The following is a 17,813-nucleotide window of genomic DNA, read 5'->3' as shown; positions in this document are numbered from 1 at the left end:
TTAACGCCTTCCCTCAGTACAATTTGGTATCCGGCTGAATCCTTCCAGATTATCCTTCACACGCTGCAAAAACCTGCCGCAGATAACGCCGTCCAATATCCGGTGATCCAGCGATAAACATAAGTTGGCCATCGACCGGACCGCAATCATGTCGTTAATAACAACTGGTCTCTTCACAATAGATTCGAAAGTCAGAATCGCGGCTTGAGGATAGTTGATAACCGGATAAGACAGAATGGAACCAAACGAGCCTGTATTGTTTACCGTGAAGGTGCCACCTTGCATGTCATCGAGCGTCAGCTTGCCTTCGCGTGTCTTGCGTGCCAGCTCATCGATCTCCCGAGCCAAACCGGCAATATTCTTCTGATCAGCCCGATGAATGACCGGGGTCATTACCGAATCCTCTGTTCCCACGGCCAGTGACAGGTTGATATCGCGTTTCACAACGATTTTGTCCACGGCCCAGAAGGAGTTCATGATCGGATAGTCCTTAATTGCATTGACGACAGCTTTGAGCAGGAACGCAAGGTAAGTAAGGTTCACGCCTTCCTTCCGCTTGAACTCATCTTTCAGTTGGTTGCGAAGGAGCACGATGTTCGTGACGTCAACCTCAATCATCGTCCAAGCATGCGGTATTTCCGTCACGCTTTGACGCATATTGCGGGCAATCGCATTACGGATCGGCGTAACATCGATGAAGTATTCTGAGCGGCCATTTCCAGCCCCCTCCGCTTCAATCGTCGGAATCTTCGGCGACTCCGTCAGATGCAGACCAGAATGGCGCACGTTCGGAATGGCGGTACCGATCGGCGGCGAAGGGTTCAGCGGAGTCTGATGCTGCAGTCCTTCGAATGGTGATGCTTGACTAGCCGTCTCAGTGGCTGCTTGCGGGGTTGCTGCCGCATGGCTGGATTGTGCAGCACCCGAGCGAGAGGTTCCCCCTTGTTGAATATAAGACAGAATATCTTTACGCGTAATTCTCCCGCCCATCCCGGTTCCTTGTACAAGTGACAGATCAACCCCGTGTTCGGCAGCCAGGCTTTGGACGGCCGGAGAGTAACGGAACCGCATCGATGCATCGACTGTTACATCCGCTGCAGCCTGCCCTGTTGAACCATGGCCTTGATCGGGTACGTCACTTTCTTCAGATCGAGAGCCGGTAACCGCGATTCTACAGATCGTCTCGCCTACGTTTACGGTTTGCCCTTCGTTCGCGAGAATTTCACCCATAACCCCATCTATCGTGGACGGAATTTCGGCATTCACTTTGTCCGTTATGACTTCGCAGATCGGTTCATATTGTTCAATAGCGTCACCCGGTTTCTTCAACCATTTGGCGATTGTCGCAGAGACAAGGGATTCTGCCAGCTGAGGCATCGCAACATCGTTCATATTGTGTTTATCAGTCATGCTAACATCTCCTTGTTCTTTAATACAGCGCCAGTTGACGCATAGATTGTTTGACTTTGTCCTTGTTCAGCATGTAGAACTTCTCCATTGGAGGACTGATTGGCATCGCCGGAACATCCGGACCACACAAGCGCATAATCGGTGCATCCAGTTCGTACAGGCAATGCTCAGCGATAATAGCGGATACTTCCGCCCCAACGCCACCGGTCTTGTTATCTTCGTGAACGATCAGGACTTTCCCGGTCGCACGTGCTGCTTCAATGATTGCCTCCTGATCAAGCGGCTGCAGCGTTCTTAGATCAAGCACATGAGCTGTTATACCTTCTTCTTGCTCCAGTTCCGCGGCAGCCTGCATGACGAAATGCAATGGCTGGCTGTAACCGATAACGGTAATGTCGGCCCCTTCGCGGAGCAGATTCGCTTTGCCGATCGGTACGATATAGTCATCATCCGGAACATCGCCGGTAATGAGTTTATAGCACTTTTTATTCTCAAAGAATAGAACCGGATCAGGATCGCGCACAGCCGCCTTTAGCAGACCTTTTGCATCATAAGCAGAGAACGGAGCTACAATCTTAAGACCCGGTGTACCGAAGAAGATCGATTCCGGACATTGGGAATGATACAATCCACCGAAGATTCCGCCGCCGATTGGCGCTCGGACGACGATTGGGCAGCTCCAGTCGTTATTTGAGCGATAGCGGATTTTAGCTGCTTCACTAATGATCTGATTCGTTGCTGGCAGCATGAAATCCGAGTATTGCATTTCCGCTATCGGCTTCATTCCATACATGGCCGCACCAATAGCGACACCGGCAATCGCGGATTCTGCAAGCGGAGTATCCAGCACCCGCATCTCTCCGAATTGGTCCATCAGCCCTTTGGTCGTTGTGAATACGCCGCCTTTAACGCCAACATCCTCACCAAGTATAAATACAGATTCGTCCCGCTCCATCTCTTCCTTCATCGCCAGGCGAATCGCATCAATATATTCCATTACCGCCATGATTAAGCCCCTCCTTCAACATCGGCATATACGTGAAGCAGCGTATCTTCCGGCTTCGGAAACGGAGCTTGATCTGCGGAATCTGTTGCTTCTTTAATCTCGAGATTCAGTTGAGCAGCCAGATCTTGATCGCGATGTTCATCCCATAGTCCACAATCGATCAGATAGTTCTTGAATCTAGCTACTCCGTCCTTCTTCCAGTTCTCTTCAACCTCTTCCTTCGTGCGATAAGCCAAATCATTATCTGAAGTTGAATGCGGCGACAAACGATACATCATCGCTTCAATTAAGGTCGGTCCTTCGCCTTTGATTGCGCGTTCACGAGCTTCTTTCACGGCAGCGTAAACTTCAAGCGCGTCATTGCCATCCACTCGAATTCCTGGAAATCCATAGCCCAATGCACGATCACTCACCTTACCGCTAATCTGTTTATGAAGCGGTACGGAAATAGCGTATTGATTATTCTCGCACATGATGATGACCGGGAGCTTGTGAACACCTGCAAAATTACAACCTTCATGGAAATCGCCCTGGTTGCTCGAGCCTTCACCGAACGTGACGAAGGTTACGAATTCCTTCTTCTGCATCTTGGCAGCAAGTGCAATCCCGACCGCATGCGGCACTTGCGTCGTAACCGGGCTTGAGCCCGTCACGATTCGAAGCCGTTTGCTGCCAAAGTGTCCTGGCATCTGACGACCACCGCTGTTCGGATCTTCGGCCTTGGCGAATGCGGATAACATAAGTTCTCTTGGAGTCATGCCCACAGCCATAACAAACCCATAGTCCCGATAATACGGCAAGAAATAATCCTGCTCGCGATCCAAGGCGAAGGCTGCAGCTACCTGGCAGTCTCCTGCCCAATACCCGATACGTGAAAATTAATCTTGCCGGCACGCTGAAGCAGCAGGTTGCGTTCATCAAACTTTCGCGCCAGTACCATATATTTGTACATGTCCAGCACTTGTCCGTCGGTCAGTCCAAGCTGCTCATGCCTGTTGTTGGTTGTAACCTTTTCTTGTTCTTGTTCTTTCATGGAGATCCCTCCTTTATGTGAGCCAAGATCCATTCAGGCTTAATAACATCCGTGCTAATTAAGATAGAATGTGCAGTATGCAGATCAAGTATTAAAACCTGGTACTAAGACTTGGCTTAATGCTATTATAATCCCTTTCTCCGTAAAAAGAAATGAGGGATTCACAAAAGCAGAAGGCGAAAGAGTTATATTCCAATGGAACGACCATCTACGGCAAGCATCGCTTCCCCGATGACTTCGGAAAGGGATGGATGCGCATGTACGGCTGAACCAACTTCCCACGGCGTTGCATCCAGCACTTGCGCGAGTGCGGCCTCTCCGATCAGCTCCGTTACATGCGGACCAATCATATGCACGCCCAGAATATCTTCGGTCTGCTTGTCGGCAATGACTTTCACGAATCCTTCCTTCGTCCCGTTGACTAAGGATTTACCGATAGCTGAGAACGGAAACTTCCCGATCTTAAGCTCATATCCGCGCTCCTTGGCTTGTTTCTCGGTTAATCCGACGCTTGCTGCCTCGGGCCGAGTGTAAATACAGCGAGGAATCCATTCGCTTCGATATGACTCCATCTTCTCTCCGGCGAGGTGATTTACGGCAGTAATCCCTTCATGCTGGCCGCATGAGCAAGCTGAAGACCGCCGATACAATCCCCAATCGCATAAATGTGGGGCTCCGTTGTTTGCATGTTTCCATTCACGGCAATGAAACCATTCTCTATCCGGACATCCGTATTCTCGAGTCCTATGTTCTCTGTATTGCCTACTCTCCCAACCGAGAGCAGCAGTTTTTCCGCGGATAACGATCTGGACTCGCCATTTTGCTCAATCTGAATCGATACGTGCCGATCGACGATCTCACAGCTGTCAGTCAACAGCTTCATGTTGGTCATAACCTCGACCCCTCTACTCTTCAACAGCTTCTCCAGTTCACGGCCAATCTCTTCATCCTCAGCCGGAAGGAGCTGCGAAGAGGCTTCCAGCAGTGTAACCTGCACACCGAAATCATTCAGCATCGACGCCCATTCCACACCGATCACGCCGCCTCCGACAATCACGATGGAGGAAGGAAGCTCGTCCATGTGCAGGGCATGATCGCTTGTCATAATATGTATGCCATCCACTTCAAGCCCCGCCAGATGACGTGGACGCGATCCAGTGGCAATAATCAGATGTGTAGGGACTACCGTCTCCATCTCGCCATCGGGTAATTCAACGGCAACAGCGCCGCTTCGTGGCGAGAAGATGGAAGGGCCTATAACTCGGCCTATTCCTTCTACGACGGTAATTTTATTTTTGCGCATCAAATATTGAACGCCCTGATATAATTTCTCAACGATGCCTTCTTTGCGCCTCTGCACGCCCCCAAACTTCAATCTGACACCATCGGTCTCAATGCCATACGACTCGCTATCCTTCATGTCGGCATACAACTCGGCGCTGCGCAGCAGCGCTTTGCTTGGAATACAGCCGCGATGAAGACATGTTCCCCCTATTTTGTCCTGCTCTATGATCACTACATGCTTACCAAGCTGGGCAGCACGGATAGCTGCTACATATCCGCCCGTGCCCCCGCCAAGAATCGCTACATCACAAGTTATGGCCACAATCGGCACCTCCATCAAAAAGTCCAGTCATTCACTATTATTGTACTCTCTTTTGAGAGGATTACAAATATGCAGCCAGGGGTTCGAAATAGACATCCACACCTGAAAAAGGTATGATAAACGATAGTTATGCACTATCTGCGACAGGAAGGTACCTCTTATGAATATGAAAATGTTAGTTTCCCGCTTCATCGCCATCTTGATCCTTGTCATCCCTGGTTTCATGGCAATGAAAGGCTTCCTAATGATGAAAGATGCTATCTTTCTATATATCGCTGTTCACGGGGACGATAGCGTAACCAATCCCTCTTTCGGATGGCTGCCATTTTTGGGTGGCGTCGCACTGTTTGTCCTTGGCGTCGGCTTCCTCGGTGGGTGGATTCTGTTCCGCGACCGTAAACGTAATTATGTAGGGCCTCGCTTCAAGAAGAAGCGTCCATCCACGAAGTCCGGATCTCCATCGGAAAGCTGAGCTATGGTTAACGATCACAAATAGGGGTGTCTTGCGCAGATCCATCATCTCGCAAGACACCCCTATTCTGTGAAACAATCAAAGGGAAGAACTCATACCGAGCCTGCTCCCGACCTCATGCTTACTCCATCAATGCATCTTTCAATTTGCTGGACATCCGATCTTTGGAAGATGCTCGCAAAGCGTTCCGCCTTAAACTATGGTTCTGTTTATCTAACTTGCTTATTTCTTCATACATCTCGCGAATGATTGTCTTAGCATCATCCGGTACATCTGCTTGTGCGCATATCTCCTGAACACGAAGGTTCCATGATTCCAATCGGTCTGTCATATCCATCTTCCTCTCAAACTTGCCTGGCATGTACTGCACGTTAAAAGCATGCAGCACCTGTGCCTGTCAATTCAACTTTACATCAGCCGCCAGCTCGGTAATTAACGCGGGCATCCACTGCTTCAAATCCCAGAATCGGAATCCCGCGTCAGCCGCTTTCGCATGGTCGAGCGTCCAATTGCTCGGAATGCCGAACGGTGACATATGATCAGGAGCTGCCGAGTTTTGCAGCGGGACTGATCTCCCAATCTCTTGCTGAATCAGGGCCATAATCTCTCGCACGGTGATCGAACCACTCGAGCAAGCATTCACTGGCCCATCCCAGCGCTGATCCCCAGCCCACTGCAGAAATTCTGCAGCTTCCTCCGCGTGAACGAACGAGATGTCCGCATCGGGATCCGGTAAGCCTATCGGCTCTCCGGCTGCCGCATGTTCGATATGGAACAACAAGCGCTTTGTGTAATCATCCGGCCCGAGTACAATCGGAAAGCGCACGGCAGCCACATTTAAGTTATGACGCCCGAACAGTACAGCTTCAGCTTGACGCTTGCCTTCCTTATAACTGTACTCCTGCTTATCGTTCATCATCACAGGATACCGATAAGGGTCAAACTCTTCTTCTCGCAGCGGATGATCGGCAAAATCATACACCGACAGTGTCGAGGTCAGAACATATTGCCCCACCCGGCCGGTAAAAATATCAGCGGCTTGCGCGGCTTCTTCCGGAGTATAACATATATTATCGTATACGACGTCCCAATCTTGATTACCGGCAGCTGCTTTAAGCGCCGCGGAATCTTTCCGGTCCACTAGCAGTCTGTGAACGGCATCGCCAAATGAATCTTGATGGTTACCTCGCGTCAAGATGCTAATCTCGTCCCCATTCGCCAGGAGACGGTTCACCAGTCTTTTTCCGAAAAAACGGGTGCCGCCCAAAATGAGTATTTTTGCCATGTATTCTTACCTCCTTACGTACAAGAAATATCGAATATTTGGAACTACGCAAGTCGCTTCCTAATTTAACATATCTGATCGCAGTCTGTCCCTTTTTCTCCAAACACATCTCAGACTCCTTCTTTTCTCCTATATTTCATTGCTTTCTGGTCTATAGTCGTTAAAATACACACAAGAAAACCGCCCCTTTGGTCAGAAGGAACGGTTTATTGGTAATGTAATATATCAGGATGTTGTGTCCGCTCGCGGCGTCCCAAAATTCGGAGTTCCATCATCATTCCAGTGGAAGACCTGAACACGCGTATGCCGGTTCGGATCGTATAAGGGATCGCCTTCGATCTCCTTATAGCTTCTGGCATGATAGACCAGCAGATCCAGCGAGCCGTCTTCGGATACCGTGAAGCTGTTGTGGCCCGGGCCATATTGTCCGTTTGCCTCTGAGGTCGTGAATACAGGTGCAGGGGATTTCACCCATGAAGCAGGATTCATCAGGTCAGCATCTTCACTTGCCGTTAATAACCCCATACAATAATGATGGTCCGTGGCACTCGCCGAATATGTCATAAAAATGTTCCCGTGGCGCTTTAGAACAGCCGCACCTTCATTAACGAGGTATCCCTGTGTCTCCCACTCATACTCCGGAGTGGAGAGACATACCTGCGGTCCTGTCAGTGTCCAGGGATTCTCCATCAATGAGATGTACAGATTGGAATTCCCCTCTACACTGGGATCTTTCTGAGCCCAAACGTAGAAACGCTCGCCTCGATGTTCGAACGTTGTAGCGTCGAGGGCAAAGGATTCCCATTCTGTCTTTACTTGTCCTTTCTCCACCCACTCGCCTTCCAGAGGATTTGCGGCAGCATTCTCCAAGACAAACATGCGGTGATCGAACAGCCCTTCCTTCGCCGCGGAGGTATGAGCTGCTGCATAATACACGTACCATTTTCCATTTATATAATGAAGTTCCGGAGCCCATATATTGGCACTCATCAGCCCCGTGTCGTGCTTTCTCCAGATGGTTATGCTGCAGGCGTTCGGCAAGTCCTGTAATCGCTTCGAACGGCGCAGCTCAATTCGATCATACTCAGGCACCGATGCTGTAAAGTAATAGTATCCATCGTTATGCTTGTAAATCCAAGGATCAGCTCTGCAGAATGAAGGGGTTGATAATATTAAGCTCGTAATCGTTCATGATGAGAACTCCTATACATGATAATTTTAATCGTTTTGATTGTTAACCTTTAATGCCTGCATTTAGATTAATCGATTGCACAAAGTATCTTTGGGCGAACAGAAACAGCAGCAGCGTCGGAATAATCGCAAGCATCGCCGAACCCATCAATTGCCCAATCATACGATAATTGCCGTAAATATCTTGAAGTAATAAAAGTCCCGCTGTAATCGGCATCTTATCAACATCGGTATAGACGATCACCGGCCAGAGAAAATCATTCCATGACCCGGTGAACGAGAATAAAGCACACACAATAAGGACCGGCTTCATCAACGGCAGTACCACGGCATAATAGATTTTGAAATCTCCAGCTCCATCCACCCGTGCCGATTCATCAAGATCCTTCGGAATGCCCATCATAAACTGACGTACGAGGAAGATGTTGCCCATACCCGCCAAGCCAGGAATGATCATTGCCCATGAAGTGTTGACCCAGCCCAGGGTCTCAATGATTTTGTAAGAAGGTATCAGATTCACGACACCCGGGAAGAAAGAAATGCCAAGCAGTGTAAAGAATAGTGCATCCCTTCCTTTAAAGTTCATGCGCGAGTAACCATATCCTGTAACGGAAATCACGACAACGACGAGAAAAGTATGCAGCGTCGCGATAAATATCGAATTCATGAGCCAACGCACAATCGGCGCAGTCGACGTATTCTGAAGGATGCTTATATAGTTATCGAAAATCCATGTGTCCGGCAGCAGCCTGAACCCGGTGGATACCACTTCGGCTTGCGAACGAAAAGAAGTCGTAATGCCGAAGAGAACGGGTACGGCCCAGATCACGCACAACACAAGCAGAAAGATATATGCCACGTACTTTGAAACCGGAATATTGGAAAATCGTCGGTGGGGCCGCGGAGCCGATTTGCCCGTCATCGATTGAGAGGGAACCGGGACCTGCTCTTGATTCACCTGAGTTGACATTGCTTCATACACCTGCCTTCTTTCATATCCGTCTTCTGATGCCAGCTTGTTTGTATTCAGATGCTAAGACGCATTTCGATTCATCACATAATACTGTAGGGCCGAAATAACTAGAATCACCAAGCCGAGCAACACAGCCATCGCGGATGCCATCCCCGCAATCGACTCGCCATGTCCGAAAGCCAACTGGCGGATGTACATCATGAGCACCGTTGTACTCTGTCTCGGCCCTCCGTCTGTCATCATTAACGGCTGTCCAAATACATTAAATGCCCCGGCTGTCGTCATCACAAACGTATAAATAAGCGGGAATCGGATGGAGGGCAAGGTGATGCTTGAGAATCTACGCACAGGTCCAGCTCCGTCCATCTCAGCTGACTCGTATAGATCTTTGGAGACACCACTGATCGATGCACGGTAAATGATCATATTGCCACCTACGCCACCCCATACTGTAATGACGATAATAATAAGCCAGGCGTAGGGCTGATTAGCGGCCCAAACCGTTTCTGAACCGAATATATTGCCGGTAATGCCAAGCTGTTTATTGAAGATCAAGGACCAGATTAATGCTGCGGCCGAGATGGAAATCAGACCGGGGATGTACAGCACAGACTGAATGAACCCTTTCATTCTCACCTGTTTGTGTTCAAGCGACACGGCAATCATCAAAGGAATAATGATTAGAATCGGCACACTTAACACCACGAAGATCAACGTATTCTTCAGACCGTTCATAAATTGCGTATAGAAAGTGGAGTCACTGTCGAACAAGATCGTTTTGTAATTGGCCAAGCCAACCCACACAGGTTCGTTCATCAGATTCCACTGGGTAAACGAGGCGTAAATGCCGAAGATCGTCGGCAGCAGAATAAATACCATAAACAGAATCAGATGCGGTCCAACAAAGAAATAAGGCGTCAACGACTTCTTATTCATGTGCTTCATACTCCTTTTGGAAAAGAAATGTGCCACACGCCCGGCACATTTCTTTTTTTCAAATCAAACTGCGCATCCCTTTACTTGGCAGCTGAGCCTTGTTCAATCTTATCCTCTACTTCTTTCTGCATCTTTTGGAGAGTTTCATCCAAATCGACGTTGCCGCGAACGATGTCCGCTGCATAGGAGTCGACCGCTTCAGCTACGTATGGATAATATTCGTACGTATAGATATAGAGAGATTCGGTCTCCCTGTCATTGGAAGTATAGAAGGATTGGATGTAGTCCTTGTATTCCGGGCTTTCGATAACTTGCTTACTTGCCACGATCTGACCGGCTTTCGCCCACTCAATGGAATGCGACCGAATGAATTCAAGAAACTGCCCGATTCCCTGCTCCTTGTCTTCGGACCTCTTCTCGTTCTTCAGCATGGAAAACAGATGCGAGGAAGATCGATTCGTAAATTTATCGGCACTCGGAGAGTAAATGTTCGTTACACCGAAATCCAGTCCCTCCACCGACGCATGAGCTGTCGAGCTCCAAGTCCCGTCCGTCGAGAATAATACATTCCCTGCCTGGAACATCAAATATCCGTCTTCACCGAACGGTGTCATCAAACCGGCATCCGCAATTTTCTTGATTTCCAGAAAAGCTTGCTTCATCGCATCCGTGTTCACCGCCGGTTGACCATCCTGTTCGATCCTGCCCCCCACATTCTGGATCTGCGCCATAACGACCCAGCCTAACAGGGCATCATTGACCACATAATCTCCTTCCTCCAACTTGCCTTGCAATGAGAGGATTTCATCAATCGTGACGATATCATCATCCAAAAAGCTTTCTACGTTATATTTCTGAAGCAGTGCTGTATTGTAGTACATCGCATTACTGTGGATATCCAGCGGCACCGTGTATTGCGTTCCTTCAATGTTACCAGTTGCCCAAGCTTGGGGAAGGTAGTTATCCTCCTTCAGCTCTGGCCATGACTGCATGATCGTTGTCATCGGCTCAAGAACACCTTGCTTCACAAAGCTTGGAACTCGGTCTGCATGAATGATTGATAAATCTGGGACGCCTTTGCCTGAATTAATAACGGTAGAGATTTTGGTGTACATGTCCGAGGTAATGACGTGCTTCACTTTGAATTCAGGATCCGTTGCATTATAGTCCTTCACCAATTGGTCCATATAAGCACCGTCTTCACCCGTCAACGGAGTCCAGAACGTAATTGTATTCTGATCGGCGTTGCCGCACCCGCCTAATATTGCAACGATCAATAATACGAATACTAGTGAAACCCCCATTTTTTTCTTCAACCTGCTCTCCTCCTGTCAGGAATCATTTAGTTAATCTTATATCCAATACATGGCTGTAACGATTAACTTTGATTCAGTATACATGTGTAATGAAAGCGGTGTCAATAACATTAATATAAATTATATTTAATATTTAAATACTTAATTAACATTTATATTAATTAAATTTCGAATTAATCCTATGTTTTTTCGCTTTGATTTATATACAGGTTAATAATGGGTATGGTATCATGCATATGAACCCATGGTTTTGGTTCATGATAATAGGAGAAAGAAGTGGTCCGATGCAATTGGAGATCGATACATCATCGCTTGTCGTGTACGAGGCTCTTGCAAGTGAGGTTCGAATCAAAATCATTCAACTCCTCTCCAAAAATAAAATGAATATCAAAGATCTCGCTAAAGAACTGCAAATCAGCAGCCCTATTGTAACCAAACATATTCAGAAACTCGAGGATGCGGGTATTATTCGAACCGAGAAAGTCCCCGGCAAATCTGGCCAACAGCGAATTTCCATCCTGAAGGTGGATCATATTGAGATTAATTTTCCCAAAAAGATCTTTCATTCCTTCGCTGCTTATGAGACTTCTGTCCCAATTGGACATTACACCGATTATGACTTGAAACCGACTTGTGGGCTTGCAACGGACAAGGAATTTATTGGAAGAGTAGACGAGCCCAAGTATTTCATGGATCCGAAACGTGTGGATGCGGAGATACTATGGTTTACCGAGGGTTTTATCCAATACCATATCGCGAATTTCTTGCAGGAGGACGAGAAGTTGCAGCAGTATGAGATCAGTCTGGAAATCTCTTCAGAGTTTCCGTTCTCCAATGATGTCTGGCCATCAGACATCACATTTTCTTTAAATGGCCTTGAACTTGGTACATGGACCAGTCCGGGCGATTTTGCCGACACCCGCGGCAAGTATACGCCGGCTTGGTGGCCGCACAACATTAATCAATACGGTCTGCTGAAGACGATTCGCATTACCAGCCATGGTACGTATATTGACGGCGATCCCCTCTCAGCGGTATCTGTGGACGATCTTGATCCAAGGTGTGATCGCTGGACGTTCCAGATCGAAGTAAAGGCTGACGCTGAGCACGTGGGAGGCGCAACGCTGTTCGGTAAAAAGTTCGGTAATCATGCTCAAGATATTCAATTCAAAATTTATTATCTATAAGTTGGCATAAACAAAAACACTCCCTTGCCGGTTGGCTGCTGCCAAACCGTAAAGGAGTGTTTTGTTATGTTGTGATCAAGTAGACATTTAGGCGACATTTTGTCCATAACCCTAAATCCCTTCCTAATTAGTCCTTACCCTTTCACGACACTTTATGCTCGATCCGCAGCTTGTCTGCCACCATCGCGATGAACTCGCTGTTGGTTGGCTTGGATTTACTGATATTGATTGTGTAACCGAACAGATGGCTGATGGAATCGATGTTACCGCGCGTCCAAGCCACTTCAATGGCATGGCGAATCGCACGTTCCACTCGTGAAGGTGTCGTTTTGAACTTTTCAGCGATCGCCGGATACAGCGTTTTGGTAATCGCACCGAGAATCTCGATGTTATTATAGACCATCGTAATGGCCTCGCGTAAATACTGATATCCCTTAATGTGGCAGGCACACCAATTTCATGGATGATCGACGTGATATTGGCATCCAGATTTTTACCTTTACCCATCGGTACCACATTTGATTTCATGCTCGTAAACGGAGAGTTCGTGGAAATGCTGCTTGGTGAACCGACCAGTTGACGGATTCGGCTTGCGAGCACCTCCATATCGAATGGTTTCAAGATATAATAAGAAGCACCTAATTGCACGGCACGCTGAGTGATATTCTCTTGTCCAAATGCAGTCAACATGATGACCTTCGGCTGCGGGGATAAGTTCATATCGCGTAGACGTTCAAGTACACCGAGTCCATCGAGATGTGGCATGATAATATCGAGAATGAGAACATCCGGTACTTTGCCAGTCTCCTCAATCATACTCAATACTTCTTCACCATTATAAGCAATACCGGATACCATCATATCTTGTTGATCCGAGATGTATTCCCCAAGCAAATTCGTAAATTCACGGTTGTCATCTGCTAATAAAACTTCGATCTTTTGCAATTCGTGCTCCTCCTTTATCTGATGAAAAATGATTTCCAAGCATTTTTGTTTTTCTTGTGCTTTAACATTTTCGACATACATAATTAAATTCCTTCTGTCGAAAATTATTTTTCTTTATTTTTTTTTCAACTTGATTTATAATTAAATATTTTGTTGCATTTTTTCGCTTATTTCGTTATTTTACGACAAAAAATCTCAAGGCAGCTATCCTGCCTTGAGATTCTGTGGTGCAGATTTCGTTGTGGGTTGCATGACGCCTGAATCTTGCAGCATCCATTCAATGAAGCAGCCATATCCCGATTTTGGATCATTGACGAATACGTGCGTCACAGCACCGATCAATTTACCATCCTGGACAATTGGACTACCACTCATGCCTTGAACGATGCCACCGGTCTTCTTGAGCAGTGTCGGATCGGTAATTCGCAGAACCAGACCCTTCGTTGCCGGAGCATCTTGCTTGGAGATATGAACGATTTCCACCGCGAATCGCTCAACTTCTTGCCCTTCAACAACCGTAAGAATCTCGGCTGGTCCTTCCTTTACTTCATGGGAGAGTGCGACAGGTATGGGCTCCTGGTACAGCCCATGATCCGGCAGGTTGTTCATCTTGCCGAAGATGCCGAAATGCGTGTTGCGCTCGACATTTCCTAATACCTTGCCATCTTTCGTGAAAGTCGCCCGCTTCTCGCCAGGCTCTCCTTCTTCGCTGCGGTTAATGGAAGTGACGTTAGACTGTACAATCTGACCACTGCCAACCTCGATCGGAGTCTGCGTGTTCATGTCGGTGATTACATGACCAAGCGCCCCGTACACCTTCTGATGGGGTGCAAAAAAAGTCAGCGTCCCAACACCAGCCGCAGAATCACGAATATATAACCCCAGACGCCAGCTCTGATCTTCCTGATCATAGGCTGGACTCAATTTAGTTCTCATTTCTTTGCCATTGCGCTTGAACGTAATTTCGAGTGGTCTCTTCGCTTTGCCGGCCTTCTCAACAAGCTCAGCTACCTTCGTAACATCATTAAGCGGTTTGCCGTCCATCACCGTCAATAAATCGCCGAGTTTCAATCCAGCAGTCTCACCAGGCGACACCTTAGCTCCATTCTGGGCACGTACCAAATGATGACCGACAACAAGAATACCGGAAGACTTGACTTTAACGCCGATCGTCTGACCACCGGGGATAACTTTAAGTTCTGGCATCACATTGACATGAACGGTCTTCAGAGGAATTTTACCGAATAATTTCAGTGTTACCTCAGCTTTGCCACTTTGCCTTGGATTCAGGCGCAGAGGCTGCTTTAACGAAACCTGAAGTTTGGAAGCCTCGGAATCATTAAGCTGAACGACATCCGGACGATCAACGGAAGCGAGGGCTTGAACCGGCATGGCGACTTCCAGGCGGGACTGTTGGCCCCTTATCAATCGAAGCTCATCTGGCAATGATGCATAAGATTGAACAGGATCAGCAGTACCAAGGAAACAAAGAAGGAAAGCAAGAACGAAACCGAGCAGTTTTCTCCTGAGGTGGGGCTTCAATGGCTGTCACGCTCCCTTTTTCTTCTTTCGCTTGACGAAAAGGTGGTCGCCAATTGCGTACCTTTAAGTTACCCCGCCCTTAGGGATTTATAACTGTCAATCATTGACCCGAAGCTGTTCTGGAAGCCTTTTGCGCCGCCGCCAGATTGAGCATTTCCTGGGCATGATGAAGTGTCTTTTCCGTAATTTCAACACCACCCAGCATCCGTGCAAGCTCTTTGATCCGCCCCTCTTCATTAAGATGCTTCACCTTGGTCAGGGTGCGCTCGGATTCAAGCTGCTTCTCGATCAGATACTGATGATCGGCCATGCACGCAACTTGCGGCAAATGAGTAATGGAGAATACCTGACAGGTCTTGGCTAACACAAATAATTTCTCAGCAATCGACTGGGCTGCTCTCCCACTTACGCCGGTATCCACTTCATCGAAGATGAGGACAGGTATTTGATCATGCCGTGCGAAAATACTCTTCATCGCCAGCATAATTCTGGACATTTCTCCACCCGAGGCGATTTTGGCAAGGGGACGAAGCGGCTCGCCAGGATTCGCTGATATCAGAAACTCGGCCGTATCGATTCCGTGTTTGCTCAATCGAACTCGTTGTCCGTTCAGCTCATACCCATCCGGGTCCAGTTGTACTTCAAGACGAACCTCAAGCGATGTTCTCCCCATCTGCAGATCCTTTAACTCACCTTCAACTTGCCTTGCCAAATCCCCGGCACACCGCTTGCGGGCTTCACTTAGATCTTGGGCACGAATGAATAATTTCTCAAGAAGATCGTTGCGACGACTCTCCAAGTTCTGTATGAATTCATCCTTGTTCTCCAGCATGTCAGATTCCTGCTGAATTTTAACGTAGTATTCCAGAATTTGCTCCACATTATCCCCATATTTTCGGCGCAACCCGGAAATCATATCAAGACGAAGCTCAATCTCATTTAATCGTTCGGGATTAAATTCAATGCCATCCCGGTAATCCCGTAACTGGAAGACGGCGTCTTCAAGCTGATAATAAGCAGACTGCAGTTGCTCCACCAATGGCTTGAGTCCCCTCTCGTCAAAGGCAGCAACATCGTCAAGTTTCGAAACCGCTCGACTGACGGACTCCAGACCAGAGGCACCGTATAGTATCTCATATGCACCTGCTACAGAATCCATCATCTTCTCGCTGTGCGATAGCTTGGTGCGTTCCTCGGAGAGATCAGCATCTTCACCCGATTTCAGCTCCGCCGCAGCGATTTCCTCAAGTTGAAAACGATACATATCCAGCATCTGATATGCCTTTTGGCTGCTTTCTTGCAGATCTCTAAGCTCTTTTTCCACCTGGCTGAATTCCTTATAAAGCTCCTGATAACTGCGTTTGGCAGGTCCGATGGTTTTGTCGCCGTACGTATCCAGCAGACTCATATGCTGGTCGGCGCGCAACAAACTTTGATGTTCATGCTGGCCATGAATATTGACCAGCTTCTCCCCCACTTCTCGTAGCATACTCAGGTTGACCAACTGACCATTAATTCTCGAGGTGCTCTTGCCTTGCGCCGTTAACTCTCTTCTAATTAGAAGATGTTCGTCCGTATCCGCAGCGATTCCGAGCGCCCTTAACGTTTCCCATACCGGATGGGTAGGACTTAACTCGAATAAAGCTTCGATTTCCGCCTTGTCGCAGCCATACCGAATAAGATCCGCGGAGCCGCGGCCGCCGGCTATCAATCCAAGCGCATCGATAATAATCGATTTACCTGCGCCAGTCTCCCCTGTAAGCACGTGAAATCCAGGATAGAACAACACATCCACACTTTCGACCACCGCCAAATTACGAATGGACAGCGTGTTTAACATCAATTACACCTCCACAACATGCTACATCTTTATCTACATCCGGTAAGCTCTTGGCTATGAAATGTAACTTTGGATCTGGTTCACGACGAGTTCACCGTCTTGCTCCGTCCGACAGATCAACAGGATCGTATCATCGCCACAGATCGTCCCCATAACATGAGACCACTCCATGTTATCCAGAAGTACGGCCACGGAATTAGCTGTGCCCGGGAGACATTTCATAACTACCAGATTGCCTGCCCGATCAATATATACAAAATTATCTACAAGCGCACGTCTCAGTTTCTGCACTGGATTGTACCTCTGATCTGTCGGCATGGAATACTTATATCGTCCATCGTCAGTAGGAACTTTAATTAGCAGCAGTTCTTTAATGTCCCTCGATATGGTGGCCTGAGTAACCTGAAATCCTTCAGCACGCAGTGCATCGACCAGTTCATCCTGTGTCTCTATATCATGATGGGTTATGATATCCCTGATTTTGATATGGCGTTGTCCCTTCATATAGGCCTCCTGAAATTTTAACTGTTGTATTCATCATTTCCAATCCATTCTTCGTCAGACCAATCCATGTTCACAACGTGTATGGTTTGCTCCTCTACATCCACATACAGCAATCCGGCACATTCCGGATAGAGCAGCAGATATGACATTAACCTATCCCGAATCCCAGATCCGGTCCAGTCCAACGGCAGGCGATCTCTTGAAAGCTTGACCATATAAAGTTCTCCCCGGTCATCGGATGCAACATAATCGATAAACAAGCGGCTATGAAGCGGTTTATTTCCCGTCTCGAAAGATAAGTTTACTTTTACTTTACCCCCAACCACGTCATATCCCTCACGCTCCAGCATCCCAATGGCTGGATGATCGGCGATCGTTTCATTTATCGGGATACCAGGCAATCGATCCGGTGATGGTGACATCAGCCAGCGATTCAGCCTGTAACCGATAAGCAAGGCTACAATAATCCCAAGCAATATCATTAACAACCAATCATAACGCTCGCTCATGTTCTCACCTCGAACTTTGTATTCGCGTATGAGAACATAAATTCCTCTTTTTCAGCAA

The 17,813-nt window shown here is 47.7% G+C and carries 14 protein-coding genes and 3 pseudogenes; 2 read left to right on the top strand and 15 right to left on the bottom strand.

Going from position 1 to position 17,813, the window contains the following annotated elements; translation table 11 throughout:
* The 4 genes and pseudogenes from JCM10914_RS31220 to lpdA form a co-directional block, all read right to left on the bottom strand.
* Entirely contained in the window at positions 1-1,410 is a 1,410-nt protein-coding gene (locus tag JCM10914_RS31220; protein ID WP_023957079.1) for a dihydrolipoamide acetyltransferase family protein, read from the bottom strand.
* A gap of 19 nt (positions 1,411-1,429) precedes the next feature.
* Positions 1,430-2,416, bottom strand: a complete 987-nt coding sequence (locus JCM10914_RS02625) for an alpha-ketoacid dehydrogenase subunit beta (RefSeq protein WP_023957078.1) — start codon at positions 2,414-2,416, stop codon at positions 1,430-1,432.
* A 2-nt stretch (positions 2,417-2,418) separates the two neighbouring features.
* A pseudogene (locus JCM10914_RS02620) lies at positions 2,419-3,449 on the bottom strand (thiamine pyrophosphate-dependent dehydrogenase E1 component subunit alpha).
* 185 nt (positions 3,450-3,634) lie between these two features.
* Positions 3,635-5,055: pseudogene (lpdA, locus tag JCM10914_RS02615) on the bottom strand (dihydrolipoyl dehydrogenase).
* Positions 5,056-5,221: 166 nt separating this feature from the next.
* On the opposite strand from lpdA, the gene JCM10914_RS02610 reads away from it, so the two are divergent.
* Positions 5,222-5,527, top strand: coding sequence for a DUF2627 domain-containing protein (locus tag JCM10914_RS02610; RefSeq protein ID WP_036716901.1), 306 nt, complete (start codon positions 5,222-5,224; stop codon positions 5,525-5,527).
* Between the two features lie 121 nt (positions 5,528-5,648).
* Here JCM10914_RS02610 and JCM10914_RS02605 read toward each other — a convergent pair whose 3' ends face one another.
* The 6 genes from JCM10914_RS02605 to JCM10914_RS02580 all read right to left on the bottom strand — a co-directional run bounded on the left by JCM10914_RS02605 (position 5,649) and on the right by JCM10914_RS02580 (position 11,228).
* Entirely contained in the window at positions 5,649-5,858 is a 210-nt protein-coding gene (locus JCM10914_RS02605) for a hypothetical protein (RefSeq protein WP_023957072.1), read from the bottom strand.
* A gap of 66 nt (positions 5,859-5,924) precedes the next feature.
* Positions 5,925-6,812, bottom strand: a complete 888-nt coding sequence (locus JCM10914_RS02600) for an NAD-dependent epimerase/dehydratase family protein (RefSeq protein ID WP_023957071.1) — start codon at positions 6,810-6,812, stop codon at positions 5,925-5,927.
* Positions 6,813-7,037: 225 nt separating this feature from the next.
* On the bottom strand, positions 7,038-7,997 hold the full coding sequence (locus tag JCM10914_RS02595) for a family 43 glycosylhydrolase (RefSeq protein ID WP_052019606.1): 960 nt from the start codon (positions 7,995-7,997) through the stop codon (positions 7,038-7,040).
* 49 nt (positions 7,998-8,046) lie between these two features.
* A complete protein-coding gene (locus JCM10914_RS02590) occupies positions 8,047-8,925 on the bottom strand; it encodes a carbohydrate ABC transporter permease (RefSeq protein WP_148300173.1) in 879 nt (292 codons plus the stop codon).
* A gap of 111 nt (positions 8,926-9,036) precedes the next feature.
* Positions 9,037-9,912, bottom strand: coding sequence for a carbohydrate ABC transporter permease (locus JCM10914_RS02585; protein WP_023957066.1), 876 nt, complete (start codon positions 9,910-9,912; stop codon positions 9,037-9,039).
* 80 nt (positions 9,913-9,992) lie between these two features.
* The gene (locus tag JCM10914_RS02580) at positions 9,993-11,228 is read right to left on the bottom strand and encodes an extracellular solute-binding protein (RefSeq protein ID WP_023957064.1); all 1,236 of its coding nucleotides are present in this window, start codon (positions 11,226-11,228) and stop codon (positions 9,993-9,995) included.
* A 284-nt stretch (positions 11,229-11,512) separates the two neighbouring features.
* Between JCM10914_RS02580 and JCM10914_RS02575 the strand changes: the two genes are divergently transcribed.
* Complete coding sequence (locus JCM10914_RS02575) at positions 11,513-12,415, top strand: transcriptional regulator (RefSeq protein WP_023957062.1); 903 nt, start codon at positions 11,513-11,515, stop codon at positions 12,413-12,415.
* 142 nt (positions 12,416-12,557) lie between these two features.
* Here the strand turns inward: JCM10914_RS02575 and spo0A are convergent.
* From spo0A to JCM10914_RS02550, 5 genes and pseudogenes are all read right to left on the bottom strand, one after another.
* Positions 12,558-13,360 (bottom strand): annotated as a pseudogene (gene spo0A / locus JCM10914_RS02570) (sporulation transcription factor Spo0A).
* A gap of 204 nt (positions 13,361-13,564) precedes the next feature.
* Positions 13,565-14,902, bottom strand: a complete 1,338-nt coding sequence (spoIVB, locus tag JCM10914_RS02565; RefSeq protein WP_036716787.1) for a SpoIVB peptidase — start codon at positions 14,900-14,902, stop codon at positions 13,565-13,567.
* A 100-nt stretch (positions 14,903-15,002) separates the two neighbouring features.
* Positions 15,003-16,742 (bottom strand): DNA repair protein RecN, encoded by a 1,740-nt coding sequence (recN, locus tag JCM10914_RS02560; RefSeq protein ID WP_023957056.1) that lies wholly within the window; start codon positions 16,740-16,742, stop codon positions 15,003-15,005.
* A 54-nt stretch (positions 16,743-16,796) separates the two neighbouring features.
* Entirely contained in the window at positions 16,797-17,246 is a 450-nt protein-coding gene (gene ahrC, locus JCM10914_RS02555) for a transcriptional regulator AhrC/ArgR (RefSeq protein WP_023957054.1), read from the bottom strand.
* Positions 17,247-17,263: 17 nt separating this feature from the next.
* Positions 17,264-17,755: a hypothetical protein gene (locus JCM10914_RS02550; protein WP_023957052.1), complete on the bottom strand. Its 492-nt coding sequence runs from the start codon at positions 17,753-17,755 to the stop codon at positions 17,264-17,266.
* Positions 17,756-17,813 lie beyond the last annotated feature (58 nt).

The sequence above is a fragment of the Paenibacillus sp. JCM 10914 genome (assembly GCF_001315105.1).
Classification (GTDB): Bacteria; Bacillota; Bacilli; order Paenibacillales; family Paenibacillaceae; genus Paenibacillus_AQ.
Note: the sequence above shows the minus strand (reverse complement) of the source record. Positions and strands in the feature narration are given on the sequence as shown.

What these genes read in the sequence shown, in the direction of transcription:
- JCM10914_RS31220 (WP_023957079.1), bottom strand. Translation starts at nt 1,410, where the DNA reads ATGACTGATAAACACAATATGAACGATGTTGCGATGCCTCAGCTGGCA.
- JCM10914_RS02625 (WP_023957078.1), bottom strand. Translation starts at nt 2,416, where the DNA reads ATGGCGGTAATGGAATATATTGATGCGATTCGCCTGGCGATGAAGGAA.
- JCM10914_RS02610 (WP_036716901.1), top strand. Translation starts at nt 5,222, where the DNA reads ATGAAAATGTTAGTTTCCCGCTTCATCGCCATCTTGATCCTTGTCATC.
- JCM10914_RS02605 (WP_023957072.1), bottom strand. Translation starts at nt 5,858, where the DNA reads ATGACAGACCGATTGGAATCATGGAACCTTCGTGTTCAGGAGATATGC.
- JCM10914_RS02600 (WP_023957071.1), bottom strand. Translation starts at nt 6,812, where the DNA reads ATGGCAAAAATACTCATTTTGGGCGGCACCCGTTTTTTCGGAAAAAGA.
- JCM10914_RS02590 (WP_148300173.1), bottom strand. Translation starts at nt 8,925, where the DNA reads ATGACGGGCAAATCGGCTCCGCGGCCCCACCGACGATTTTCCAATATT.
- JCM10914_RS02585 (WP_023957066.1), bottom strand. Translation starts at nt 9,912, where the DNA reads ATGAATAAGAAGTCGTTGACGCCTTATTTCTTTGTTGGACCGCATCTG.
- JCM10914_RS02575 (WP_023957062.1), top strand. Translation starts at nt 11,513, where the DNA reads ATGCAATTGGAGATCGATACATCATCGCTTGTCGTGTACGAGGCTCTT.
- recN (WP_023957056.1), bottom strand. Translation starts at nt 16,742, where the DNA reads ATGTTAAACACGCTGTCCATTCGTAATTTGGCGGTGGTCGAAAGTGTG.
- ahrC (WP_023957054.1), bottom strand. Translation starts at nt 17,246, where the DNA reads ATGAAGGGACAACGCCATATCAAAATCAGGGATATCATAACCCATCAT.
- JCM10914_RS02550 (WP_023957052.1), bottom strand. Translation starts at nt 17,755, where the DNA reads ATGAGCGAGCGTTATGATTGGTTGTTAATGATATTGCTTGGGATTATT.